At 66.9% G+C, this 24,879-nt stretch carries 19 protein-coding genes; 12 read left to right on the top strand and 7 right to left on the bottom strand.

Going from position 1 to position 24,879, the window contains the following annotated elements; genetic code table 11:
• The first annotated feature begins 8 nt into the window (after positions 1-8).
• Positions 9-1,937 (top strand): alpha-L-fucosidase, encoded by a 1,929-nt coding sequence (locus ABIC17_RS03970; RefSeq protein ID WP_354279330.1) that lies wholly within the window; start codon positions 9-11, stop codon positions 1,935-1,937.
• A 250-nt stretch (positions 1,938-2,187) separates the two neighbouring features.
• On the opposite strand, the gene ABIC17_RS03965 is transcribed toward ABIC17_RS03970, so the two are convergent.
• From ABIC17_RS03965 to madL, 5 genes are all read right to left on the bottom strand, one after another.
• On the bottom strand, positions 2,188-4,230 hold the full coding sequence (locus tag ABIC17_RS03965) for an L-dopachrome tautomerase-related protein (RefSeq protein ID WP_354279329.1): 2,043 nt from the start codon (positions 4,228-4,230) through the stop codon (positions 2,188-2,190).
• A gap of 212 nt (positions 4,231-4,442) precedes the next feature.
• On the bottom strand, positions 4,443-6,347 hold the full coding sequence (acs, locus tag ABIC17_RS03960) for an acetate--CoA ligase (protein ID WP_354279328.1): 1,905 nt from the start codon (positions 6,345-6,347) through the stop codon (positions 4,443-4,445).
• A 23-nt stretch (positions 6,348-6,370) separates the two neighbouring features.
• Positions 6,371-7,057, bottom strand: coding sequence for a GntR family transcriptional regulator (locus tag ABIC17_RS03955; RefSeq protein ID WP_354279327.1), 687 nt, complete (start codon positions 7,055-7,057; stop codon positions 6,371-6,373).
• A gap of 1 nt (position 7,058) precedes the next feature.
• Positions 7,059-7,826: a malonate transporter subunit MadM gene (gene madM, locus ABIC17_RS03950; protein ID WP_131526642.1), complete on the bottom strand. Its 768-nt coding sequence runs from the start codon at positions 7,824-7,826 to the stop codon at positions 7,059-7,061.
• Positions 7,823-8,257: a malonate transporter subunit MadL gene (gene madL / locus ABIC17_RS03945; RefSeq protein WP_354279326.1), complete on the bottom strand. Its 435-nt coding sequence runs from the start codon at positions 8,255-8,257 to the stop codon at positions 7,823-7,825. The genes madM and madL overlap by 4 nt, the downstream gene beginning before the upstream one ends.
• A 154-nt stretch (positions 8,258-8,411) precedes the next feature.
• Here madL and mdcA point away from each other — a divergent pair, with 154 nt between their 5' ends.
• From mdcA to ABIC17_RS03910, 7 genes are read left to right on the top strand one after another with little or no spacing between them, the layout of a single operon-like run.
• Positions 8,412-10,079: a malonate decarboxylase subunit alpha gene (gene mdcA, locus ABIC17_RS03940; RefSeq protein WP_354279325.1), complete on the top strand. Its 1,668-nt coding sequence runs from the start codon at positions 8,412-8,414 to the stop codon at positions 10,077-10,079.
• 14 nt (positions 10,080-10,093) lie between these two features.
• Entirely contained in the window at positions 10,094-10,411 is a 318-nt protein-coding gene (mdcC, locus tag ABIC17_RS03935; protein ID WP_354279324.1) for a malonate decarboxylase acyl carrier protein, read from the top strand.
• Entirely contained in the window at positions 10,408-11,313 is a 906-nt protein-coding gene (locus ABIC17_RS03930; protein WP_354279323.1) for a biotin-independent malonate decarboxylase subunit beta, read from the top strand. Before mdcC ends, ABIC17_RS03930 begins: the two co-directional genes overlap by 4 nt.
• Complete coding sequence (locus tag ABIC17_RS03925) at positions 11,300-12,022, top strand: biotin-independent malonate decarboxylase subunit gamma (protein ID WP_354279322.1); 723 nt, start codon at positions 11,300-11,302, stop codon at positions 12,020-12,022. The genes ABIC17_RS03930 and ABIC17_RS03925 overlap by 14 nt, the downstream gene beginning before the upstream one ends.
• The gene (mdcG, locus tag ABIC17_RS03920; RefSeq protein ID WP_354279321.1) at positions 12,015-12,632 is read left to right on the top strand and encodes a malonate decarboxylase holo-[acyl-carrier-protein] synthase; all 618 of its coding nucleotides are present in this window, start codon (positions 12,015-12,017) and stop codon (positions 12,630-12,632) included. Before ABIC17_RS03925 ends, mdcG begins: the two co-directional genes overlap by 8 nt.
• Positions 12,629-13,465, top strand: a complete 837-nt coding sequence (gene mdcB / locus ABIC17_RS03915) for a triphosphoribosyl-dephospho-CoA synthase MdcB (RefSeq protein WP_354279320.1) — start codon at positions 12,629-12,631, stop codon at positions 13,463-13,465. Before mdcG ends, mdcB begins: the two co-directional genes overlap by 4 nt.
• Complete coding sequence (locus tag ABIC17_RS03910; protein ID WP_354279319.1) at positions 13,462-14,373, top strand: ACP S-malonyltransferase; 912 nt, start codon at positions 13,462-13,464, stop codon at positions 14,371-14,373. Before mdcB ends, ABIC17_RS03910 begins: the two co-directional genes overlap by 4 nt.
• Positions 14,374-14,378: 5 nt before the next feature.
• On the opposite strand, the gene ABIC17_RS03905 is transcribed toward ABIC17_RS03910, so the two are convergent.
• Both ABIC17_RS03905 and ABIC17_RS03900 read right to left on the bottom strand, forming a co-directional pair.
• Positions 14,379-14,978: a CC0125/CC1285 family lipoprotein gene (locus ABIC17_RS03905; protein ID WP_354279318.1), complete on the bottom strand. Its 600-nt coding sequence runs from the start codon at positions 14,976-14,978 to the stop codon at positions 14,379-14,381.
• A gap of 86 nt (positions 14,979-15,064) precedes the next feature.
• The gene (locus ABIC17_RS03900; protein ID WP_354279317.1) at positions 15,065-18,469 is read right to left on the bottom strand and encodes a TonB-dependent receptor; all 3,405 of its coding nucleotides are present in this window, start codon (positions 18,467-18,469) and stop codon (positions 15,065-15,067) included.
• A 308-nt stretch (positions 18,470-18,777) separates the two neighbouring features.
• Here ABIC17_RS03900 and ABIC17_RS03895 point away from each other — a divergent pair, with 308 nt between their 5' ends.
• The 4 genes from ABIC17_RS03895 to ABIC17_RS03880 are packed head-to-tail and all read left to right on the top strand — an operon-like array spanning position 18,778 to position 24,879.
• Entirely contained in the window at positions 18,778-20,340 is a 1,563-nt protein-coding gene (locus ABIC17_RS03895; RefSeq protein WP_354279316.1) for a tryptophan halogenase family protein, read from the top strand.
• Positions 20,341-20,348: 8 nt separating this feature from the next.
• Positions 20,349-21,848, top strand: coding sequence for a tryptophan 7-halogenase (locus ABIC17_RS03890; RefSeq protein ID WP_354279315.1), 1,500 nt, complete (start codon positions 20,349-20,351; stop codon positions 21,846-21,848).
• The gene (locus tag ABIC17_RS03885) at positions 21,845-23,359 is read left to right on the top strand and encodes a tryptophan halogenase family protein (RefSeq protein WP_354279314.1); all 1,515 of its coding nucleotides are present in this window, start codon (positions 21,845-21,847) and stop codon (positions 23,357-23,359) included. The genes ABIC17_RS03890 and ABIC17_RS03885 overlap by 4 nt, the downstream gene beginning before the upstream one ends.
• Positions 23,356-24,879 (top strand): tryptophan halogenase family protein, encoded by a 1,524-nt coding sequence (locus ABIC17_RS03880; RefSeq protein WP_354279313.1) that lies wholly within the window; start codon positions 23,356-23,358, stop codon positions 24,877-24,879. Before ABIC17_RS03885 ends, ABIC17_RS03880 begins: the two co-directional genes overlap by 4 nt.

Genomic DNA, 24,879 nt, shown 5'->3' with positions numbered 1-24,879 from the left:
AGACTTCCATGACCAGCTTCTCACGCCGCTCGGTGATCGCTTCCGGCCTCGCTGCCACCGCCGTCCCAGCGATGACGGCCCCCGCGCTCGGCAAGTCCCCTGTCGGCGCGCCCAAGCCTTGGGGTGCGACCCCGTCGCCACGCCAGCTCGCGTGGCACAAGCGCCAGCAATATGCCTTCATCCATTTTTCGATCAACACCTTCACCGATAAGGAATGGGGCTACGGCGACGAGGACCCGAAGCTGTTCGACCCGACCGACTTCTCCCCCGACCAGATCGTCGCGGCGGCCAAGGCGGGCGGGATGACCGGGATCATCCTGACCGCCAAGCATCACGACGGTTTCTGCCTGTGGCCGACGCTGCTGACCGAACGCTGCATCCGCAACACGCCGTACAAGAACGGCAAGGGCGACATCGTCGGCGAGATGGCGGCGGCAACACGTCGCGCCGGGCTCGACTTCGGGCTCTATCTGTCGCCGTGGGACCGGCATCACCCCGACTATGGCCGCCCGGCCTATGTCGATTATTTCCGCAAGCAGATCGTCGAGCTCTGCACCCGCTACGGGACGCTGTTTGAATTCTGGTTCGACGGCGCGAATGGCGGCGACGGCTATTACGGCGGCGCGCGCGAGACGCGGAAGATCGATGCGCCGGCCTATTACGACTGGAAGACCACGATCGCGCTGGTCCACCAGCATCAGCCGATGGCGTGCACGTTCGATCCGCTCGGCGCGGATATCCGCTGGGTCGGGAATGAGGACGGCGTCGCGGGCGACCCGTGCTGGCCGACCATGCCCAACCACCCCTATGTCCAGGCCGAGGGCAATAGCGGCGTGCGCGGCGCGGAATTGTGGTGGCCAGCCGAAACCGACGTGTCGATCCGCCCCGGCTGGTTCTATCACGCGGACGAGGACGGCAAGGTCAAGCTGCCCGACCGGCTGCTCAAGCTGTACGACGAATCGGTCGGGCGCGGCACCAACCTCAATCTCAACCTGCCGCCCGACCGGCGTGGGCGCATTGCCGATACCGACGCGGCGGTGCTCGCCTCGTTCGGCGCGGCGCAGGCGGCGACCTATCGCACCGATCTCGCGCAGGGCGCGGTCGCGCACGCCAGCGCCGAACGCGGCGCGGCCTTCAGTGCGGCGCGCGTGCTCGACGGGCGCGACGACAGTTACTGGTCGACCCCCGATGCCGATCACAATTCCACGCTGACGCTCGACCTGCCGCCGGGGCGCAGCTTCGACCTGATCCGGTTGCGCGAATATCTGCCGCTCGGCCTCCGCGTCACGCGTTTCGCGGTGGATGCCGAAGTGGACGGCGCATGGACGACGCTCGCCGAGCATGAGGCGATCGGGGCACAGCGCATCATCCGCCTGCCGCAACCGATCACCGCGCGGCGGCTGCGCTTGCGCATCCTCGACGCGCCCGCTTGCCCCGCGATCAGCGAGATCGCGCTGTTCCGCCAGGTCGCGCCGGTCAAGGTCGCCCCCAGCACGCGCACCGACCCGACGATCCTGTCGACCGCAGGCTGGCGGATCGTAGCGGCCTCGTCGCCCGGCGCGGAAGCGTTGCTCGATGATGACGCCGCAACCCGCTGGACCATCCCCGCCCCGACGCCCGGCACCCCGTCCAGCGTCACCATCGACATGGGCAAGCTCGTCCGCCTCGCGGGCGTGAACATCACCCCGTCGCGCACGCTCGCCAAGGACGTCTCTCCGCCGCGTGGCTATCGCTGCGAAACCAGCGTCGACGGCAAACGGTGGGAGCCCGCGGGCGCGGGCGAACTCGCCAACATCGCTTATGCGCTGGCGACGCAGCGGCTGCCCTTCGCCAAGGCGCGCGATGCGCGATGGTTGCGGCTCTCGTTCGACGCGACCGCGCTTCCGGCGGCTTCGCTGGCGCTCGCGGGGATCGGCGGGTTCATCGCGGCGGGGTGAGGTGAATTTAGTGGGGGGGCGAGATCGTGACGCCCCCCCACCGTTCGTTTCGAGCGAAGTCGAGAAACCGGGCACAGCGCAGGTTTCTCGACTACGCTCGAAACGAAACGGAAGGTTTGGGGCACCCCCACCCCGTTCGGGCTGAGCGAAGTCGAAGCCCCCTCTCCCCATAGACCGCGGTCCGTTTGGCAAGGGCCCTTTGACTACGCTCAGGGCGAACGGTGGTGGGGGCGCACCGAGTGCAGTGCCCTCAGCGCCGCCCGCCCTTCCCCGGCATGAACGCAAACAGCTGCGTCTTCAGCGACGCCGGTGCACCCGGCTTGAACCAGTTGGTGTCCTGAATGTGGCTCGCGGTCACATAGATGCGCCCGTCCGGCCCTTCCGAAAACGTGTCCGGCCAGCGCAACCGCCGATCGCTCAGCACCGGCTCGACGTGATCGCCCGCCAGCCGCGTGATCGCATTGTCGGTCGGCGAGGTCAGGTACAGCGTCCCCGCCTTGCTCATCCACAGCCCGTCCGCGACATGCGTCTGCGCGACCGTCTTCACGCCCGCAGCCCGCGCCGTCTCCGCGACACCCTCACGCAGCAGCGCGGTGTCGATCGAATACAGCGTTTTTCCGGTCAGCGCCTGATAATAGAGCGTCTTGCCGTCGTTCGAAATCGCGATCCCGTCCGCCGAGAAAGCGGGCTGGCGACCATCGGGGCGCACCAGCGGCTTGCCGTCGGTGGTCACCTTGACGGTCTTGTCGATCTGCGTCGAGACATGTCCGTCGAGCGCACGGAAGCCCTTGCCGCTTTCGAGGTCGATCACGATAATCGCGCCGCGCGTCCCGCTGTCGGTGATATAGCCGGTCTTGCCGTCGGGCGAGAAGCGGATGTCGTTAAGATAGGTCCCCTGCAACGCGACGTCGCCCGGCACCAGGATCGTCTTCACGACGCGATTGGTGGCGAGGTCAATCTTGACCAGCTTGGGCGCGCCTTCGAGGATCTTCTCATTGCCCGGCGCGCCGGGGTCGAGCACCCAGAGATTGCCGTGGCCATCGGGCACGATCGACTGGACGCAGACGAAATATTCGCTGACCGGCAGCTCGGTCGCGCGCGCGTTGCGCCAGCTGTTCCACTTGGCGTCGGGATAGGGCTTGAGCGACCCGTCGGCCATCACTTCGGCGACCGAAATCGGCGCATCGTCGGTCCAGCGCGGGAAGTTGACGAAGCGGCGGCCGTCGGCGGTCACCGCGACGCCCGTCACCTGATGGTCGAACGTCGCCACTTCGCTCAGCGCGTTGGTCGCGGGGCGAGTTTGCGCTTGCGCCACGCCGAACGCGGCGGCGGCGATCAGGCCCGCGGCGGCGATGCCGGCGAGGAGGGGCTTGGTCTTGGACATATAAAAACTCCGGTCATGCGTGTCGGCGAGGGTCTGGGGGTCGCCAGTAAAAAGATGGATGAGGTGTCGCGCCACCGCTTGCGGGTGCTCGCGCTGCGGAAAATGGCCAACGCCTGAAATCCGGATATAGCCGAACGGTCCGGTAAACTTGTCCGGCACGCCCGCGCTGGCGGACGGCGGATTGACGCCATCGGCGTCGCCCTGGATGTAGATCGCGGGCAGTGCGAGCGAGCGCGTCGCCTTGACCTTGTCCTCGAGCCACTGGCTGCGCGGATCGGGCTCGGCCTCGTCCCAGCGCGCGCGATAGCTGTGGAGCGTCACGTCGACCCAGTCCGGATTCTCGAAGGACTGCGCGACGCGATCGAACGTCGCCTCGTCGAACCAGCCGCGCGGTGCCCAATTGACCCAGTGGATATGCGCGAAGCCCTTGGGATCGGCGCGAACCGCCACAGCCCCACGCGCGGTCGCCATGAACCAGTGATACCAGGTCCGCTGCGCCTGTTCGAACGGCGGGGTCGGTGCGCCGCCCATCCGCGGCATCGACGACAGCAGCGCGATCCGCTCGACCCGCTCGGGCCAGCCGATCGCGAGTGCCTCGGCGGTGGTCGATCCCCAGTCATGCCCCGCGACCATGAACCGCTCGATCCCGAGCCCGTCCATCAGCGCGATCGCGTCCATCGCGAGGATCGCGCTGTTGCCGGTGCGTGGCCCGTCGCCCAGCCGCGTTTCCCCGAACCCGCGCAGCGTCGGCACGATCACGCGCAAACCCGCCTCGGCCAGAGCGGGAGCGACCGCGTCCCAGGTCGAGGCGTCATCGGGCCAGCCGTGGATCAGCAGCACCGGCTGGCCGGCGGGGTCGCCGTGCTCGGTGTAGGCAATCGAAAGATGTTCAGTGACGAGGTGCGGCATTGGGCGGGGTGGCCTGTATCGTTGACCACCCCACAACCCGGTCAACCGCAGCGCGTTCCGCCGGGATGACCGAACCCGCGGTCCTCACGCAACCCGTGCCGTGCTCCTGCGCAGGCAGGAGCCCAGGGTCTCACACGCTACAAGCCGTTGTTTTGCTGAACTCTGGACTCCTGCTTTCGCAGGAGCACAGCCCACGCAACCGGCCCCGCGCCTTACGCCTTCGTCACCTGACTGTCCGCCACCAGCGCATCGACCACGCTCGGGTCCGCCAGCGTGGACGTATCCCCCAATGCCCCGGTATCGCCCTCGGCAATCTTGCGGAGGATGCGGCGCATGATCTTGCCCGAGCGCGTCTTGGGCAGGCCGGGTGCGAACTGGATCGCATCGGGCGTCGCGATCGGGCCGATCTCGTGCCGGACCCAGTCGCGCAACGCCTTGCGCAGCGTCTCGTCCGGCTCGACCCCGGCGTTGAGCGTGACATAGGCGTAAATGCCCTGCCCCTTAACGTCGTGCGGGAAGCCGACCACCGCGGCTTCGGCGACATCGGCGTGGAGCACCAGCGCGCTCTCGACCTCGGCGGTGCCCATGCGGTGCCCGGACACGTTGATGACGTCGTCGACTCGACCGGTGATCCACCAATAGCCGTCCGCATCCCTCCGCGCGCCGTCGCCGGTGGTATAGACCCCCGGATACAGGCTGAAATACGCCTCGAAGAAGCGCGCGGGATCACCCCAAAGCCCGCGCATCTGCCCCGGCCAGGACTTCGCGATCACCAGGTTGCCCTCGGCCGCGCCCTCCAGCCGCTGCCCCTCGGCGTCGAGCAACTGCGGATCGACCCCGTAGAACGGCAAGCTCGCCGACCCCGGCTTGGGCGGCGTGCCGGGGAGCGGGGTGATCATGTGGCCGCCGGTCTCGGTCTGCCACCATGTGTCCATCACCGGGCAGCGCCCCTCGCCGACGACGTCGTGATACCAGCGCCACGCCTCGGGGTTGATCGGCTCGCCGACCGACCCGAGCACCTTCAAGGACGCGCGGCTCGTACCGGTAACGAAGGAATCGCCCTCCTTCATCAACGCGCGCAATGCGGTGGGCGCGGTGTAGAGCGTCGTCACCTGATGGCGGTCGACCACTTCCCACATCCGCGCCGCGGTCGGCCAGGTCGGCACGCCCTCGAACATCAGCGTCGTCGCGCCATTGGCGAGCGGACCATAGACGATGTAGCTGTGCCCGGTGACCCAGCCGATGTCCGCAGCGCACCAATAGACCTCGGGCGCGGCATAATCGAACACGGTCGCATGCGTCATCGCCGCCCACAGCAGATAGCCGCCGGTGGTGTGGACGACGCCCTTTGGCTTGCCGGTCGATCCGCTGGTGTAGAGGATGAACAGCGGGTCCTCCGCCGCCATCGGCTCGGGCGGGTAATCGTCGCCGACCGTCGCGACCGCTTCGTCATACCAGACGTCGCGCCCCGCGGTCATCGCGACCTCGGCCCCGCTTGCGCGGACGACGAGGACATGGTCGACCTTGCCCGCGATCTTGAGCGCTTCGTCGACGCACGCCTTGAGCGGCACCGCGCGCCCGCCGCGACGGCCTTCGTCGGCGGTGATGACGATGTGGCTGTCGCAATCCTCGATCCGCCCGGCGAGCGCCTCGGCGGAGAAGCCTGCAAACACCACCGAATGCACCGCGCCGATCCGCGCGCACGCGAGCATCGCGAACGCTGCCTCGGGGATCATCGGCATGTACAGCGTGATCCGGTCGCCCTTCTTCGCGCCCAGCCCCTTCAGCACGTTGGCGAAGCGCGAGACCTCGCGGTGCAGCTCGGCGTAGGTGATCGCGCGCGGTTCGGTCGCGGGATCGTCGCCTTCCCACAGGATCGCGACCTGGTCGCCGCGCGCTTCGAGATGCCGGTCGATGCAATTGACCGAGACGTTGAGCACGCCATCCTCGAACCAGGTGATGCGGAAATCGTCCTTGTCGAACGACCAGTCGCCCGCGCGCGTTGGCGGCGTCATCCATTGCAGCTGTTCGGCGGCATCCAGCCAGAACCCGTCGGGATCGGCCAGAGACTGCGCATGCAGGGCTTCGCGCGCCGCGAGCAGATTGGTGTCGGACATGGGGAGACTCTCCTTTACGATTTTCAGCCGATCCCGTCGTGATCGGCAATATAGCGGTCGAGGGCGCTCGCCGCATTGAGCATGTGCGCGCGCATCCGTCGTGCGGCGGTCTCGCCGTCGCCCTCCGCAATCGCGGTCATCACGCCGTCATGCTCCTCGCGCGAACGGACGATGCGACGGCCCTGCCGCAATTGCGTCCGCCGGAAGGCGTTGAGCCGAGTCCGCGTGGCGATCGCCTGTTCGGCGAGGAAGGCGTTGTGCGTCGCATGATAGAGGGTCTCGTGGAACGCACGGTTGAACGCGTCATAAGCATCGACGTCGTTCGCCTCAACCATCGCCAGCGAGCTTTCGTGCAGCTGGATCAACCGGCTGCGCTCCAGCGGGGTCATCCGGTTGGTGGCGAGCCGAACACACATCGCCTCGATCTCGGCCATCGCCTCGAACATGTCCATGATCCGCTCGGGCGTCAGTCGCGTGACCACCACGCCACGGCGCGGTCGCATCTCCGCCAGCCCGCTCACCGCCAGTTGCCGCAGCGCTTCGCGCACCGGCGTCCGCGATGCGCCGAACCGGTCGGCGAGCTGCTGCTCGTCGAGCTGCGTCCCCGCCTTGAGCGTGCCGCTCGCGATTTCGTCGGTCAGCGCGTTGCGGATGCGCACCGACAGCAAGGTCCGCTCGTCGCTCAGATCCTCGGGCTCGATATCCGCCACGTCACCCTCCCACCGTCGCCCGCACCGCAAGGTACAGGATCGACGGCGCCACGAGACAGCCCAGACCCGTGTGGAAGGTCGCGGTCAAGGCCCCATAAGGCACCAGCCGCCGATCGGTCGCCGCAAGCCCGCCAGAAACCCCGCTCACCGTCCCCATCAACCCGCCGAACACCATCGCGCTGCGCGGATTGTTGAGCCCGATGAAGCGCGCGACCAGCGGCGTGCCGATCATCACCAGCACCGCTTTCAGCACCCCGGTCGCGATCGACAGCGCGATCACCGCCGAACTCGCGCCCAGCGCAGCGCCCGTCACCGGCCCGACGATATAGGTCACCGCGCCCGCGCCGATCGTCGTCATCGACACCGCATCGGTATAGCCGAACGCCGCTGCGACGAGCGCGCCGAACACGAACGGCACCACCGTCCCCAGCCCGAGCGCGATCGCGCCGATCAGCCCGGCTTTCTTCGCCTGCACCACGTCGACCTCAAACGCGGTCGCGACGATCGCGAAGTCGCGCAGCATCGCGCCGCCCATCAGCCCGATCCCGGCGAGCACGGGAATATCCGCGACGCCCTTCTCGCCCCCGGTCCACACGCCGCCGAAGAAGGCCGCGGCAAGCCCGATGATGATTGCGATCGCCGAGCCATGGACTCGCCCCCGCGTCAGATATTTGGAAATTGCGTTGGAGAGCCACATCACCAGCCCGACGACCGCGAAAGCGGTCAGCAAAGCGTTGGCGGTGAACACATGGGTGATCATCTCGCTCATGCCGGATCCCCCGCAGCGACCCGCGCCGCCTCGGCCGCGACCAGGCTTTTCGCCTCGATCTCGTCCATCGTCTCACTGGTGCCACCCAACCGGCTGAGCAACGCAACCAGACCGAAGCACAACAGCAGCGCGCCGACCGCGGCGATGACGACGACCGGGCCGCCTTCCATCGCGGCGACGACATTCTGCTGCGCCGCCATCGCGACGACGATCGGGATGTAAAGCGCGCCCCAGAATTCGACGCCCAGCTTCAGGCCGTGGCTCATCAATCCGCGCTTGCCGAGCCACAGCCGCGCCGCGATCAGCAGGATCATCGCGATCCCGACTCCGCCGACATTGGCCTTCACCCCCAACCCGACCCCGAGCAGATCGCCGAGGTAAACCCCCAGCAACGTGCAGATGGCGAGCAGCGCCACGCCGGAAATGGTCATGCCGCCCACCGCGGTACTCGAGCCGTGGGGCTCAGCGTATGCATCATCACGCGTTGCATCCTTCCGTGTACACCGATCTACCGTCGATACCCCTTACTGTATGCACAGGCTTGCATTAACCGCAATAGCCAATACAAGGATCGCATTCGAAGCAATGTTTGGATACGATCAGGCGATGCGCGACTGGAACAGCAAACAAGCCGCACGGACGGCGCGGATCGAAGCGGGCAGCCGCTTCGCGAAGGGCAAGCTCGTCGCCCCCGCCGACCTGACGTCTTTCCTCGAGGCGATCCTCAACCCCGGCGACCGCGTCTGCCTGGAAGGCGACAATCAGAAACAGGCCGATGTCCTCGCCCGCGCACTCGCGGCGGTCGATCCGGCGCAGGTGCATGACCTGCACATGGTGCAATCGGGCGTCGTCCTCCCCGAACATCTCGACCTGTTCGACAGCGGAATCGCGAAGCGACTCGATTTCTCGTATTCGGGTCCGCAGTCCGCGCGGATCGCCAAAATGCTGTTCGGCGGCAAGATCGAGCTTGGCGCGGTCCACACCTATCTCGAACTGTTCGCGCGATATTTCATCGATCTGACGCCGCAGGTCGCGCTGATCGCGGCGGTCAGCGCGGACCGCGACGGCAATCTCTACACCGGCCCCAATACCGAGGACACGCCGACCGTGGTCGAGGCGACCAGCTTCGGCAACGGCCTCGTCGTCGCGCAGGTCGGCGAGATCGTCGACAAGGTCCCGCGCGTCGACATCCCCGGCGATCAGGTCCATTTCCTCGTCGACGCGGCCAAGCCCTTCTATGTCGAACCGCTGTTCACGCGCGATCCCGCCGCGATCACCGAGACGCAGATCCTCACCGCGATGCTCGCGATCAAGGGGCTGTACCAGCCGTACGGGATCCGCCGACTCAACCACGGGATCGGCTTCAACACCGCGGCGATCGAGCTTCTCTTGCCGACCTACGGCGAACGGCTCGGGCTGAAGGGCAAGGTCTGCACCCATTGGGCGCTCAACCCGCATCCCACGCTGATTCCCGCGATCGAGGCGGGCTGGGTCGAGCAGGTCCATTGCTTCGGGTCGGAAGTCGGGATGGAGGACTACCTCCGCGCACGCCCCGACATCTTCTTCACTGGCCCCGACGGGTCGCTCCGCTCCAACCGCGCCTTCTGCCAGACCGCCGGGCTGTACGCGTGCGACATGTTCATCGGCTCGACGCTCCAGATCGATCTCGCCGGACATAGCTCGACCGTTACGACCAACCGCATCGCCGGGTTCGGCGGCGCGCCCAACATGGGGTCGGACGCACGCGGGCGACGTCATCCGAGCGAACCGTGGCTGCGTGCAGGGGCCGAGGCCGACCCCGACGGCCCCGCCCCGCTGCGCCGAGGCCGCAAGCTCGTCGTCCAGATCGGCGAGACCTTCGGCGACGGCAACACGCCAATGTTCGTCGAGCGGCTCGCCGCGCTCGACCTCGCCGAGAAGCTCGATCTCGATCTCGCGCCGGTGATGGTCTACGGCGACGACGTCACGCACATCGTCACCGAAGAAGGCATCGCCAACCTGTTGCTGTGCCGCACCAGGGACGAGCGCGAACAGGCGATCCGCGGGGTCGCGGGCTATACCGAGGTCGGTCGCGGGCGTGACAAGGCGATGGTCGAGACGCTTCGCGCGCGGAAGATCATCCAGCGCCCGCAGGATCTCGGGATCGATCCGCTCGATGCGGATCGAAGCCTGCTCGCCGCGCATTCGATCAAGGACCTGATGCTCGCATCGGGCGGATTGTACCGGCCACCGAGCCGCTTCCGGAACTGGTAAGGGACAGCGCCGATATGCAAACGCTTCGCTATGACATTGCCGCCCCGCGCGCGGCGGGCGGCACCCGGCCGATCGCGCTCGTGGGCGTCGTCGCCTCGGGCAATCTTGAGGTGCTGCTCGAACGCGGCGGCCCCGCCGACCGCTGCACGATCGAAATCGCGACCACCGCGCAGGGGTTCGACGACCTGTGGGCCGCCGTCACCGCCGATGTCGTCGCCGCGCGCGGCGGCGGGGGCTTGCGGATCGCGATCAACGACGGCGGCGCACGCCCCGACACCGTCGCGCTGCGGCTCGCGCAGGGCATTCGCCTGATCGAGGAGCCCGTCGCATGAGCAGCAATCCCATCCGCCAGAGCTGGTATGAAGCGAGCGCCCGCGCGCGGATCGCCGCGCTGGTCGATCCCGACAGCTTCGCCGAATTCATCGGCCCGGAAGCGCGCGAGACGAGCCCGCATCTCCCGATCTTCGACCTGCCCCGCCAGTTCGACGACGGCATTGCGGTCGGCGCAGCGACGATGGACGGCACGCCGGTGCTCGTCGCCGCACAGGAAGGCCGCTTCATGGGTGGCGCTTTCGGCGAAGTTCACGGCGCGAAACTGACCGGGCTGCTCCGCGCCGCCGCGACGCTGAAACGCGACGTGGTGATCGCCTTCGACACCGGTGGCGTGCGACTGCAGGAGGCCAATGCCGGCGAACTCGCGATTGCCGAGATCATGCGCGCGGTGCTCGACGCGCGCACCGCCGGGGTCCGCGTGATCGGGCTGATCGGCGGGCGCGCGGGATGTTACGGCGGCGGCAGCCTGATCGCGGGCTGCTGCTCGACGCTGGTCATCTCCGAACAGGGGCGATTGAGCGTCTCCGGCCCCGAAGTGATCGAGACCAATCGCGGCGTCGAGGAATTCGACTCCCGCGACCGCGCGCTGGTGTGGCGGACGATGGGGGGCAAGCACCGCTATCTGATCGGCGGGGTCGATGCCTATGTCGACGATGACGTTGCTGCCTTCCGTAGCGCCACGCTCGCCGCGATGACGCGTCCGGCGACGCTCGACCCGTCGGTTCTGGCGGCGGAACAGGCACGGCTCGAAACGCGCCTGGCGCGGTTCGGGGATGCGGTCGACGGGCGCGACGTCTGGACGACGCTCGGCATTACCGATGCCGCCTCGATCCCCGACCTCGCCACCGCCGATTTTCTTGCCGCCGCCACCCACCGGGAGAGCGCCGATGACGCCCGCTGATATCCTGACCTCGCTGTTCCCCGCGGGGCATGACGTAACCACCTCCGGCGCATTGCTCCGCGGCACCGCGCATCTGGACGGGGGCGGCGTGGTGCACGTTCTTGGCATCGTCGACGGCGCCTTTCCCGGCGTCGATGAAGCCGTCGAGGTCGCAGGCGATGTCCTCGCGATCGCCGCCCGCGACGACGCCAGCCCGATCCTGTTCCTGCTCGATTCGGGCAGCCAGCGGATGAGCCGTCGCGACGAGTTGCTGGGCTTGAGCGAAACGCTCGCGCATCTCGCCAAGGCGCTCCACCACGCAAGCAACAGCGGGCATCGCACGATCGCCCTGCTGTACGGTGGCACCGCCGCGGGCGCATTCATCGCGACCGCGCTGGCGTGCGACACGCTGGTCGCGCTCCCCGGCGCGCATCCGGCGGTGATGGACCTGCCCTCGATGGCACGCGTCACCAAGCTGCCGCTCGCGGTGCTCGAGGCCAAGGCGGAAACGACCCCGGTGTTCGCCCCCGGCCTCGACAATATCGTCGCGACCGGCGGCATCGCCGCGGTGTGGGATCCGGATCAGCCGCTGGCGGGTTCGTTCGCCGCTTTGCTCGCCGCGCCCCCCGCCGGGGATTTGCGCGCAACGCTGGGTGCGGAACGCGGCGGCCGCCCCAAGGCCGCCGCCATCGCTGCGGAGGTCGAGCGGCTGGGGCTCGCACATGGCTGATCTTGCGCGCCATACGCTCGTCTACCTCGCATCCGAGACATGGGCACCGCTGATCGCGCCCGATGAGCCTGCCCTCTTGCGCAACTGGGCCGCCGAGGGCCGCCCGACGATCGCGCGTCGCATCCTGTGCGACGATGGCGACGCGATTGCACTGGGCGTCCCGCTCCCGCCCGCGCTTGGCAAGCGCCGCGTTGCGCTGCGCTGCGCGCCCGACGCCGTTGTCCGCACCACGCCGCCGCCGCTACTCCGCGACGCCGCCGCCGCCGCACCGCGTGCATGGCAGATGACGATCGCCGCGCTGTTGCTCTGCGACCCCAAAATGCGCTGTTTCGGCAGTCTGGCGTGGCAGCACTTAACCGGTCTCGACTATCTCACCGACACCTCGGACATCGACTTGATCCTCGAATGTGCCGACCCCGCGACCGCCGATGCGCGAGCCGCGAAGATCGAAAGCGTCGATGCCGCCGCACCGATGCGGATCGATGCCGAACTCGTCGCGCCGGACGGAGCCGCCGTGCAGTGGCGCGAATGGCGGTCCGACGCCGATCAGCTCCTTGCCAAATCCCCCGCCGCCGCGCGGCTCGTGGATCGCACGGCGCTGTTCGCATGACCGCCGCTTGCGCCTCGCCTGCGCCGGATGACTCCGCCGAAGCGATCGGTGCGCTCGCCGCCGATTGCCTGATCCGCGAAGTCGAAACCTGGCCCAAGCCCGGCCTCGTCAGCCATGTCGACAGCGGCGCGCATGACGACATGGACGTCGACACGCTCCGCCGCAGCGCACGCGTGCTCGCTCCCTACTTCGCCGATCTTGCCGCAGCCGGGGCAAATGGCGCGGGGATGGACCGGCTCCGCGCAATCGGCATCGCGGCAGAGGCGTCCATGCGGCGCGAAACCGGCGGCGTGAACACCCACCGCGGCGCGATCTTTGGCCTTGGGTTGCTCGCCGCAGCGGCGGGATTTCGTGCGCGCTACGGCGTCGCCGCCGCGCTTGGCGGGATCGTCATGGCGCGCTGGGGCGCGGCGATCATCGGCGGCCCGGTCGACCTTCACAGCCACGGCAGCATGGTCGCGCGGCGCTACCAGGCGGGTGGCGCACGCGTAGAAGCCGCAGCGGGTTTTCCATCCATCTATGGCGTGGCGCTTCCCGCGCTCGCGGAAGGACGGCGGCTGGCACGCGACGAGGAAGCCGCGCGCGTCCACGCCTGCATGACGCTGATCGCGCAGGTCGAGGACAGCAACCTGCTCTATCGCGGCGGTCCGGCCGGGCTTGCCTACGCGCAACGTGAGGCGCGCGCGTTCCTCGCGGCGGGCGGTGTGGGCGCATCGGACTGGCGTGTGCGCGCGGCGGAAATGCACGACGGCTTCGTTGCCCGACGACTTAGCCCCGGCGGTTGCGCCGACCTGCTCGCGATGGCGCTGTTCGTCGAGGCGATCGGGGGGTGACCCTCGCCTTGCTCTGCTCGGGTCAGGGGCGGCAGGACTCCGCGCTGTTCCGGCTGTTCGAGGGCCGCGCCGCCCCGATCCTCGACGCCGCCTCGGTTACGCTCGGTACCGACATCCACGCCTTCGTCGCGCACGCATCGGAGGCGGACCTCTACGCCAATCGCGCCAGCCAGATCCTGTGCGTGGCGCGCGCGCTGGCGACCGCGGACGCGCTGTTTCCCGATGGCGCACCGCCCGCCACGCTGGTGGCGGGGTATAGCGTCGGCGAAGTCGCCGCCTGGGGGGTCGCGGGCGTCTGGTCCCCGGCGGATACGCTCGCGCTCGTCGATGCGCGCGCACGCGCGATGGACGCGGCGAGCGGTCCCGACGACGGCCTCGGCTATGTCCGCGGATTGTCGCGCGAAACCGTCGCCACGCTGGCTGCAGCGTTCGATTGCGCGGTCGCGATCGTCAACCCGGATCGGCTGATCGTGGTCGGCGGCACCCGCGCTGCGGTGGCTGCACTCTGCACTGCCGCACTCGCGCAGGGGGCGCTCCGTGCGGGCGCGATGCCGGTCCATGTCGCCTCGCACACCCCGCGCCTGACCGACGCCGTCGCGCCGTTCGCACACGCGCTGGCAGAGATCGACCCGCTTCGCCCAAAACTCCGGCTGGTCAGCGCGACCGATCAGGGCATCGTCGGCATCCCCGCACGCGCCACTGCCGGTCTTGCAGCACAGGTCGCGACGACGATCGACTGGGCGGCGCTGCTCGAGGCGCTGGCGGAACGCGATGTCACGCATGTCCTCGAACTCGGGCCGGGATCGGCGCTCGCCGAGATGGCGCGCCCCGTGCTCCCCAATGCGCAAGTCCGCGCGGTCGATGATTTCCGGACGCTGGAAGGCGTGCAGGACTGGCTAGCGCGCTAGCGCGCTTACTTCTTCGGCGTGATTTCCGCGATGACGTCCTTTGCGGTAAAGATCTGCGGGGCGGTCGTCTGGCCGCGCAGCAGCGTCTCGCGGTCCGCCGCCATCTGCACCAGCAACACCGTCTGGTTGACCTGCCGCGGCGTCCAGCGTTCGAGCATCTGATAGGGAACGTCGCCGCCACCGAACCCGCCCGTACTCGGACCGGTCGGGACCGACGGACTGCTCACCCCCGGTGTCCCGCCCGATTGATCCCCCTGACTGCCCGTTCCCGCCGACACCGACCCGCCCGTCAGATTGGGGCCGCCGCGCGACGAAAGGCTGCTCGTCCGGCTCGATTCGACCTGTCGGGTCTGTGTCTCGAGCACCGCGAACAACGGCTGCCCCGCCGCGACGGTCAGTTCCGCCGCGCGCAGGAAGGCGAAGCGCGCGACCTGTTCCGTCGACATGTTCTCGGCCCCGGTGTAGGTCACGCTCATCCGCCCGTCGGCGGCGGGCGCGGCATAATAGCCGACCGCGCCGGGTCCGGCGGCGGCCTGATAGGATGGGCCGGTGGTGGCACAGCCGGATACGCTGAGGGCTACGGCGAACAGGACAAACGCTTTCATCGCATGATCCTTTCTGGCCCGGGCCAAAGGCGGTTGGTCAGCGTATTGCCATGCCGGGCGGTGGCCGTTCCGCCCGGCATCGTGCGCTACATCTGGAAGATCGCGCCGATCACGACGCGGCGGTCGTTGAGGAAGCTGAAGCGGTCGTACATCTGGCCGCTCTGGTCGATATAGGCGCGCGCCTTGCTCTTGGTGTCGAGGATGTTGGCGATCGAGCTGCGGATCTGGACCCGCCCGAGCGTATATTTCAGCGACGCATCGAGGAAGCCCGCCGCGGAATTGTAGATCGGGTTGCCCGTCACATAGTCACGGTAGGTGGTCAGATATTCCGACCGCCAGTTATAGGCGAGACGCGCTTCGAGCCGCTTGTCCTGATAGATCGCGACCGCGTTGGCGATATGCTTGGACTGGCCGAGCAGATCGCTCACGCCCCAGCGGAACACCGTCGTCAGATCGTCGGGAACGCCGTCCCCGTCACTGTCCACGCCATTGCCAGGCGGCGTGGTCGAGGCGTCGATATACGTATAGTTGCCCTGCACGCCGAGATATTTGAGCGGCCCCGGCAGGAAATCGAAGAACTGCTGATAGCCGATCTCGATGCCCTTCACCTTGGCCTTGGCTTGGTTGACCGGGCCATTGTAGATGATCCGCGTCCGCGTCCCGTCCAGCGTCACATCGCCGAGCACGAGGTCGCCGTTGGTGATGATGTTCGACAGGTCCTTGTAGAAGCCCGCGACCGACAGATACCCGCCCTTGAAATACCATTCATACGACAAGTCGAAGCTGTTCGCGGTGGTCGGTTTGAGGAACGGGTTGCCGCGGCTGACCCGGACTTCGCCGACGCGGATACTCTGCGCGCCGCGATCGATGCCGCGGAGCGGATCGTTGATGTCGGTGATCGGCGGGAACGCCGTGCGTTCGGTCGTCACGACATATTCCTGCGACGCGCGCAGGTCCTGCACGTTCGGGCGGCTCAATCCCTTGCTGAAACCGAAGCGGATCAGCATCTCGCGGTTGAGGTTCCACTTGACGTTGAACGACGGCAACCACCGTTCGTCGACCAGATCGACCTTGGTCGGAATCGCCGCCTGCGCCGCATAGGCGATCGATTCCGGCAGGAAATCCGCCGGATCGTCGCGGCTTTCGGCATCGTCGGTACGCGTCCGAACGCCGGTCGTCGGGTCGATCGCCGGCGTCTGGATGTCCGCCACGAATGGCCGGAACGCCCGGAACCCCGATGATGTCAGGTCCGTCCGCACGTAGCGCAGGCCCACGTTGCCGTCGATCGACATGCCATTACCGAAGGCCTGTTTGAAATCGACGCGGAGATACGCGTTCTTGGTCTTCTCGGTGATGTCCGACGTGTCTTCGGGCCGGAACACCGCGCTGCCGAAGCTCGATCCGTCCGCCACCCCGCGCGGCACCCAGCCATAGCGATCGGCGAGTTGCGGCTCGCTGTTGATGTAGTTCCGGAACTTGGTGTAATCCGACAACAGCGATTCATTGACGAAGACGAACGAATTGTTCGTGCCGCCGACGACGCCGCCGCGGAAGAATTTGCTGAAATCGACCGACTGGAAACCGGCTGCCGGATCCTTGAACGTCCCCGCCACGGCGAAGCCGCCGCGACCATCCCATGCGGGCGCGATCGACCCCCAGTTGAGCGCCATTTCCGAATTGACCTGGCTCCGTTCCGAGAAGCGCGCACCGAACTTGATGCTGTCGAACCAGCTCGCCAGCCCGTCGCCGCCCGACACGTCATACGCCAGATCCCCGCGCAGCGCGTAGAGATCCCCTGTACCGACCTGGAAGCGGTCGGCGGCGAACTGCCAGTTGGCGCCGTTCAGATCGCCGCTGTTGGTCGGGTGCGGAATATACACCGCAGGGTTGCCGTTCGCCGCATCGGCGTCTCCGGTGAAGCGGGTCTGGCCCGGATTGAACCGATGCGCCGGGTCAATCACGAAATCGATCGTCGGATGGTCGAGGTTCTGCTTGATGTTCCAGTTGAGGTAGGTGTTCATCCCGCCCCAGATCTCACGCTGCTTCGCGCTGGCCTTGGTATATTGGCCGTCCAGCGTCAGGCTCAGCCGATTGCTCACCTTCCACTTGAAGTTGAGCGTGAAATCCTGCGTGCGCGAGCGCTCCTGCTTGCCGATGCCGAGCGACCCGACCGGTGCGCCGCGCGCCCCGGTCCAGGAATCGGCGTTGTTGGTGACGAACCCCGATTCCATCAGGCCGCCCTTGACCGGAATGAGCGTTTCGCAATCCCCCGGGTTGGCCGGGAAACCGCCCGGGCCGCTGCACATCGGAAGCCCTGCCGAACTGAAATTGGGGTTCAGCTTGATGTTGCTGACCCCCATGGTGGTGCCCGTGTCGTGCTCGGGGAACCATTCCAGCGTGCGCTCGACGCTGTCGATGTCGAGATCGACGCGAATGTACTTCGCGGTCAGCTGCATGCTGTCGTTCTTCCACTGACCGGCAAGGTAGTAGCTCTTGCGGTCGCGGTCGACGTCGTTGGTGCGCATCTGGAACCCCGGCGTCGCACCGATGATCTGCGAAGGATTGACCCCGGTGAACTCGCCCAGCTTGTTCGCGCCGGTCAGCGAGGTTTCGGGGATATTGCCGCTCGCGTCGAGAACGCGCGGCATCGGCGCATTCTGCTGCCACCCGTTGATCCGCGAGTTGAGAATGGACTGCGAGAAGGACCCGATGATGCCGAATTCGCCGATGCCCGTCTTCCAGCGGTTCCCGATGGTTACGCTACCAGCGGGAGACCATTTTTTACGAAGATCCGAATAGGTGGTGTCGAACGCGACGGCGAAGACGCCGGCCTTGCGATCGAACGGCTCGAGCGTGCGCAGGTTGATCGTGCCGCCGATGCCGCCTTCGATCAGATCGGCGCTCTGGTTCTTGTACACGTCGACGCCGCCGACCAGTTCGGGCGGGATGCTCGAGAAGTCGAGCGCACGTCCGCCGTTCGCGCTGAACGCATCGCGGCCGTTGAATTCCGACCGCACGAAGCCGAGACCGCGGACGAGGTTGCCGCGGCCTTCGGGCGACGGGAAATCGGGGCTGGCGCCGCCGGTCGGGAAGCGCGAGATGGTGACGCCCGGAATACGCCCGATCGCTTCCGCGACCGACAGATCCGGCAGCGTCGCGATATCCGACGCACTGATCGAGTCCACGAACGTGCTCGCGCGGCGCTTGATTTCCTTGGCCGAGTTGAGCGCGCCGCGAATACCCGTCACGACGATATCGCTATCACCCGCAGGCAAATTGTTGCGCGGGAGGGTGGCGGTCGGGCTCGCTGAGTCGATCTGCTTATTGTCCTGCAGCGGCACTTCGGTCTGTTCTGGTGGAACGATGTCGGTGCGCGGACGCGACGTCTGCGCCGACGCTACTGCCGGCAAGGAAAGCAGCGTAATTGCCGATGTGGCGAGCAGGATGCTCTTCGCCGAACATGGCATGGCCGTACGCGCAGAAAACCGCATGATGGTATCCCCTCCAAACCGGACTGCTCCGGCAACTCCCAGTTTCCACCCTGTCGGTCCGCTGGTTGTTGGTGCGTGGCCATTTTGGCCATCACACCGCGGATCCCGAGTGAATGGAACTTTTATACTCTGACTTAATCACGCCGCAATGGGGCTTTTGAAATAATTCCGAATCGGCCCGAAAACCGCTCAAAACTGCGCCTTTGACCGTATTCCGAGAACACCAATCATGACAAAATGTTACAGAAATTGAACTCTCGGTATTGGACACGCCCGTGGGCGATGCTACCCCGACTGGGGGAGTAGAGATGCCAGCCAAGCCGTCCGACGGTGCGCGCGCACGCGCATCCGAAATCACCAGCATCTGCATCGTCGGCGGCGGCACCGCCGGCTGGATGACCGCGGCCGCGCTGGCCAACAAGCTCAAGGGCTTGCCCGTCACGATCACGCTGATCGAATCCGCCGAGATCGGCACCGTCGGGGTCGGCGAGGCGACCTTGCCGCACATCCGCGCCTTCAACGTGGCGTTGGGCATCGACGAGGCGGAGTTGATGCGCGCGACCGAGGCGACGTTCAAGCTTGGCATCGAGTTCTGCGACTGGGGCCGAAACGGCGATCGCTACATCCATCCGTTCGGTGATTTCGGCCCGACGATCGATGGCGTTCCCTTCTACCACTATTGGCTGCGGTTGCAGGCGGCGGGTGCCGCCGGGCGGCTGGCCGACTATTCCTTTCCGATCGTCGCGGCCGAACACAGCCGTTTCCAACACCCCTCGCCCGACCTCGATCGCGTCGAGTCGACGTTTGGGTATGCTTATCAGTTCGATGCGTCGCTCTACGCCGCGTTTCTCCGTCGCTACGCCGAAAAGCACGGCGTCGAGCGCCATGAGGGCAAGGTCGTGGACACGGTTCTGGACGGTCAAACCGGCTTTATCGAAACGATCACGCTGGCCGACGAACGTGCCATCACGGCCGATCTGTTCGTTGATTGTTCCGGGTTCCGCGGTCTCCTGATCGAAGGCGCGCTTGCGTCGGGCTATGACGACTGGAGCAACTGGCTGCCGTGCAACCGCGCGGTCGCGGTGCCGACGCAAAGCCGTGGTCCGCTCGGGCCCTTCACCCGCGCGACCGCGCGGACCGCGGGATGGCAATGGCGGATCCCGCTCCAGCACCGCGTCGGCAACGGCCATGTCTATTGCAACAACTTCATCTCGGACGATGACGCCGAACGCCAGCTGGTCGAGAATCTCGACGCGCCGATGCAGGCGACCCCGCGGCGGCTGTCCTTCACCACCGGGCGTCGACGCGATTTCTGGAAACGCAACGTCGTCGCGATCGGGCTGGCGGGCGGCTTCCTCGAACCGCTCGAATCTACCTCGATCCACCTGATCCAGGACGGCATCACCGAATTGCTCGCGCTGTTCCCGGATCGCGGGTTCGATGCCCCGAGCATCGCCGAATACAACCGGCGGATGGGGCTGCACTATGAACGCGTCCGCGATTTCCTGCTGCTCCATTATGTCGCCACCCAGCGTGACGACAGCCCCTTCTGGCGCCATTTCCGTGCGCTGAAGCTGCCCGACAGCCTGCAGCAGAAGATCGACGCGTGGACGACGCGCGGCTACGTCATCCCCTATGAATTCGGCCTGTTCCTGCCACCCAGTTGGGTCGCGGTGATGATGGGACAGAATCTGATGCCGACAGGGCATGATCCGCGCGCCCATGCGATCGGCGAAGCAGCGCTCACCGCGCGCGCCGCCGCGATCCGCGATTCGGTCGCTGGCGCGGTCCGCGCGACCCCCGATCATGCCGACTATATCCGGCGGATGGGCGGCGCGGGCAGCCTCTCGCGCGCGGCGACGGCGGCGTAACCGCGATCGTGTCCGCTTCCGCCAACCGGTCGCCTTCACCGATCGCGCATATTCTCGTTTGCGGGGGCGGCCTTGCCGGCTGGATGACGGTCGCCAGCCTTGCGCGGCAACTTGCCGCGGCGATCCGTATCACCTTCGTCGATATCGGCGGTACGGCGGAGAGCGACCTGTTCTACGGCAACGTCACCGCACCGTCGGCCTATGCGTTCAACCTTGCCGCCGGCGTCGCCGAACCCGCGCTGACGCTCGACAGCGACACTGCCTTTTCGTGGGGGACTCGCTACGATCATTGGGCGGGTGGGAAGCGGTCGTGGACGCAATGTTTCGCGCTGCCGTTCCCGGTCGTCGACGGCGTTCTGCTGCATCAATATCTGGCGGCGGTCGGGATCGACCGGCTCGAGCCGTATCTCGTCGCGGCGATGGCGGCGAAGCGCGGTGCCTTCGCGCATCCGCCGCGCGACCCCGCCAAGGCGGCGCAGCATCCGCTGTCGCGCGCGGACTATGGCTATCAGTTCGATCCCGCCGCCTACGCACGGCTGTTCGAGACCGCAGTCACCGACGCACCAGGCCGGGTCGTTCGCATCGCAGACGCGCTGGCGTCGGTCGAGATCGACGTGGATGCGATCGCGGGGGTCCGGCTGAGCGACGGCCGCGTGCTGAGCGCCGACCTGTACGTCGACTGCAGCGGCCCCGCGGGCGTGCTGCTGTCGCACCTCGTCCCTGAAGGCGAGGCCGGGCGCCGGATCGGCATCGCCGCAAGCGACGCCCCCGCCGCCCGCCCGGGACGTCCGGTTCGTACCGTCACGCCGACGACCTACGGCTGGCGCAGCGACGTGCCCCTGCGCGGTCGAACCCGCCGCGTCACGGTGTACGACCCTGCGGATCGCGACGCGGGGGTCGCTGCGCACGGTCCCGCACCCACGCTTGCCGGCGAGGCCACGCTCCACCGGCGCGATCACGCGTGGGCGGGCAATTGCGTCGGGATCGGCCATGCGGCCTATGTCCTCGAACCGCTCACGCCCGCACCGATGATGCTGGTGGAACGCGATCTGGATCGCCTGTTGTCGCTCATTCCCAACACAGGCAGGATGACGGTCGAGCGCCGGGAATATAACAGTCGTTATCAAGAGGATACGCAGAATGCTGCGCTGTTCGCCTGTGCGATGTTCGCCACGAACGGACTCCCCGACACGCCCTATTGGCGCGCGGCGCAAGGGGAGCCACAGCCCGATGCACTGGCGCGCAAGCTCGAGATGTTCGAGACCCGCGGGCTGCTGGTCGCCTATGATCTCGAACCGTTCCATCCCGAGGACTGGACGATCCTGCATCTCGGCATGGGGCGTCGCCCGACGCGCCACGATCGGCTCGCGGACCGTGCGCAGCCTGCGCAAGTGACCGCATTCCTGGCCAATCTTGAGCGCAGCGTGGCGCAAAGCGTCTCAACCCTGCCCGATTGCGACACGTATCGGCTGCAACTCGAGCAATATCTGCTCCGAAACCGGCGATGATCATGCAGCAATATCTCAAGAATATCGTCATCGTCGGGGGCGGAACCGCAGGCTGGATGACCGCCGCCGCGCTCTCCAGCCTGCTCGAACCCCGCGACGTGACGATCACCGTGGTCGAATCCGACACGATCGGAACGGTCGGCGTCGGCGAGGCGACGATCCCGGATATCCTTGCTTTCAATCAGATGTTGGGGATCAACGAGGCCGAATTCATGGCCGCGACCGACGCGACCTTCAAACTCGGGATCGAATTCGTCGGCTGGGGGCGCGCCGACAGCCGCTATTTCCACCCCTTCGGCCAGCACGGCGCGGACATGCGCGGGATCGATTTCCACCAATATTGGATGCGCAGCCGCCTCGACGGAAACCCTGCGCTGATCGATGCTTACAGCCTGTGCGCGGTCGCCGCGCAGGCCGACCGCTTCGCCCTGCCCGACCCCAATCCGCGGTCGGTCCGGTCGCAACTGCGCTACGCCTATCATTTCGACGCGACCCGCTACGCGCGCTTCCTGCGCCACTATGCCGAGGCGCGCGGCGTGCGCCGGGTCGAAGGAATCGTCCGAAACGTGCGCCAGGCGACCGATGCCGAGGCGATTGCCGGTCTCGATCTGGTCGATGGCCGCGCCGTGGACGGGGACTTCTTCTTCGATTGCACCGGCTTCCGCGCGCTGTTGACCGCGAATACGCTCGGGGTCGGCTATGACGACTGGAGCCACTGGCTTCCCTGCGACCGCGCGCTCGCGGTGCCCAGCGCGCATACCGGCCCGCTTCCCCCTTACACCCGCTCCACCGCGCGCACCGCCGGATGGCAATGGCGGATCCCGACGCAGCGCCGCATCGGCAACGGCCATATCTATTCCAGCGCTTTCCTGTCGGATGATGCCGCGGCGGATATCCTGCTCGCCGGGCTCGAGGGACCGGCCCTTGGCGATCCGCGCCAGCTCCGCTTCACCGCCGGATGTCGGCAGCGGTTCTGGACGGGCAATTGCATCGCGATCGGGCTCGCCGCAGGGTTCCTCGAACCGCTCGAATCGACGTCGATCTATCTGATCCAGGAAGGCATCAGCCGCTTCATCTCGCTATTCCCCGCCGCCCCCATCCCAGACATCGTCCGCACCGAATACAACCGCCACATGCGCACCGAATTCGAACAGGTCCGCGACTTCATCATCCTGCATTATTGCGCGACCGAACGCGACGACAGCGCGTTCTGGAACCACTGCCGCACGATGCCGCTGCCCGACACGCTCAACCACAAGATCGCCCTGTTCCGCGAAACCGGGCGCATCTTCCGCTACGAAGAAGAGCTGTTCGCCCGGCCGAGCTGGGTCGCGGTTATGCTCGGCCAGGGGATCGTACCCTCGACCTGCGACCCGATCGTCGCGACCCTCCCGAGCGGCGACGTCGCGCACAGCCTGATGTCGATGCAGCGCGCGATCCACACGGCGGCAGAGCAGATGCCGACGCATCAACAGTTCGTCGCGCACTATTGCGCGGCGCAGGCGGCGTGACCGGGGTGGAGAACGCGCGCATCCGCAAGGTCGTGATCGTCGGCGGCGGCACCGCCGGATGGATGGCCGCCGCAGCGCTCTCGCGCGTGCTGGCGGGCGGCAACATCGACATCCGCGTGATCGAGTCCGAAGCGATCGGCACGGTCGGTGTCGGCGAGGCGACGATTCCGCATATCCAATATTTCAACCGACTGCTTGGGATCGATGAGAACGACTTCGTCCGGCGCACCGCGGCGACGTTCAAGCTCGGGATCGAATTCGTCGACTGGGGGCGGATCGGCCAGCGCTATATTCATCCCTTCGGCAGCTATGGCCAGGAGATGGAAGGCATTCACTTCCACCACTTCTGGTATCGGCAGTCGCAGGCGGGGGGCGCACTCCCGCTCGATCGCTACAGTATCGGGGTCGGCGCGGCGCGTGCGAGCAAGTTCCAGCGGCCCGATCCGTCGCTCGTCAACTCGCCACTCGCGACGATCGCTTATGCGTTCCAGTTCGATGCTGCGCTCTATGCGCGCTATCTGCGCGAACTGGCGGAAGCGGCGGGCGCGCAGCGGACCGAGGGCAGGATCGTCGATGTCCGGCTCGACGCCGAGACCGGGCATGTCGATACCTTGCTGCTGGAAGATGGAAGCGCCGTCGCAGGCGACCTGTTCATCGATTGCTCCGGCTTCCGGGGGCTGCTGATCGAGGGTGCGCTTGGCACCGGCTATGACGACTGGAGCCACTATCTGCCATGCGACCGTGCGGTGGCGCGCGCGTGCGAGCGCGTCGGCGACCCGCTGTCCTACACGCGCGCGACCGCCAAGGCGGCGGGGTGGCAATGGCGAATCCCGCTCCAGTCGCGGACCGGCAACGGCTACGTCTATTGCTCGGACCACATCGACGATGCGGAGGCGTTGCGCACGCTCGACGCAGGGCTCGACGGCAAGCCCGTCACCGATCCGAACTTCCTGCGGTTTACGGCGGGCGTCCGGCGCAAGGCCTGGAACAGAAACGTCGTTTCGCTGGGCCTTGCATCCGGGTTTCTCGAGCCGCTCGAGTCCACATCGATCCATCTGATCCAGTCGGGGATCGCACGGTTGCTCACCAACTTCCCCGACAGAAACTTCAACGCGCCCGACATTGATTACTACAACCGCCGCACGCGCCTGGAATACGAACAGATCCGCGACTTCCTGATCCTCCATTACAAGGCGACCGAGCGCGACGACACTGCGTTCTGGGATCGCTGCCGGACGATGCCGATCCCCGCCTCGCTGGAGGAGCGGATCGCTATTTTCCGGGAGAATGCGCGGCTGTACCGGCATGACAACGAATTGTTCAGCGAGACGAGTTGGCTTGCCGTGCTCCACGGCCAAAACATCGTGCCCAAAAGCCATCATCCGATCGCAGATTTCCTATCGGAAGACGAATTGGCCGCTCGGATGACGCGGATCGCTGCGGCGATGGACGGCAGCGTCGCGCGGATGCCGAGCCATCAGGCCTTCATCGACCATTATTGCGCGATCGACCGCCGGTAA

Source organism: Sphingomonas sp. PvP056 (assembly GCF_040549155.1).
Classification (GTDB): domain Bacteria; phylum Pseudomonadota; class Alphaproteobacteria; order Sphingomonadales; family Sphingomonadaceae; genus Sphingomonas.
This window is presented reverse-complemented; position numbering and strand designations above follow the sequence as displayed.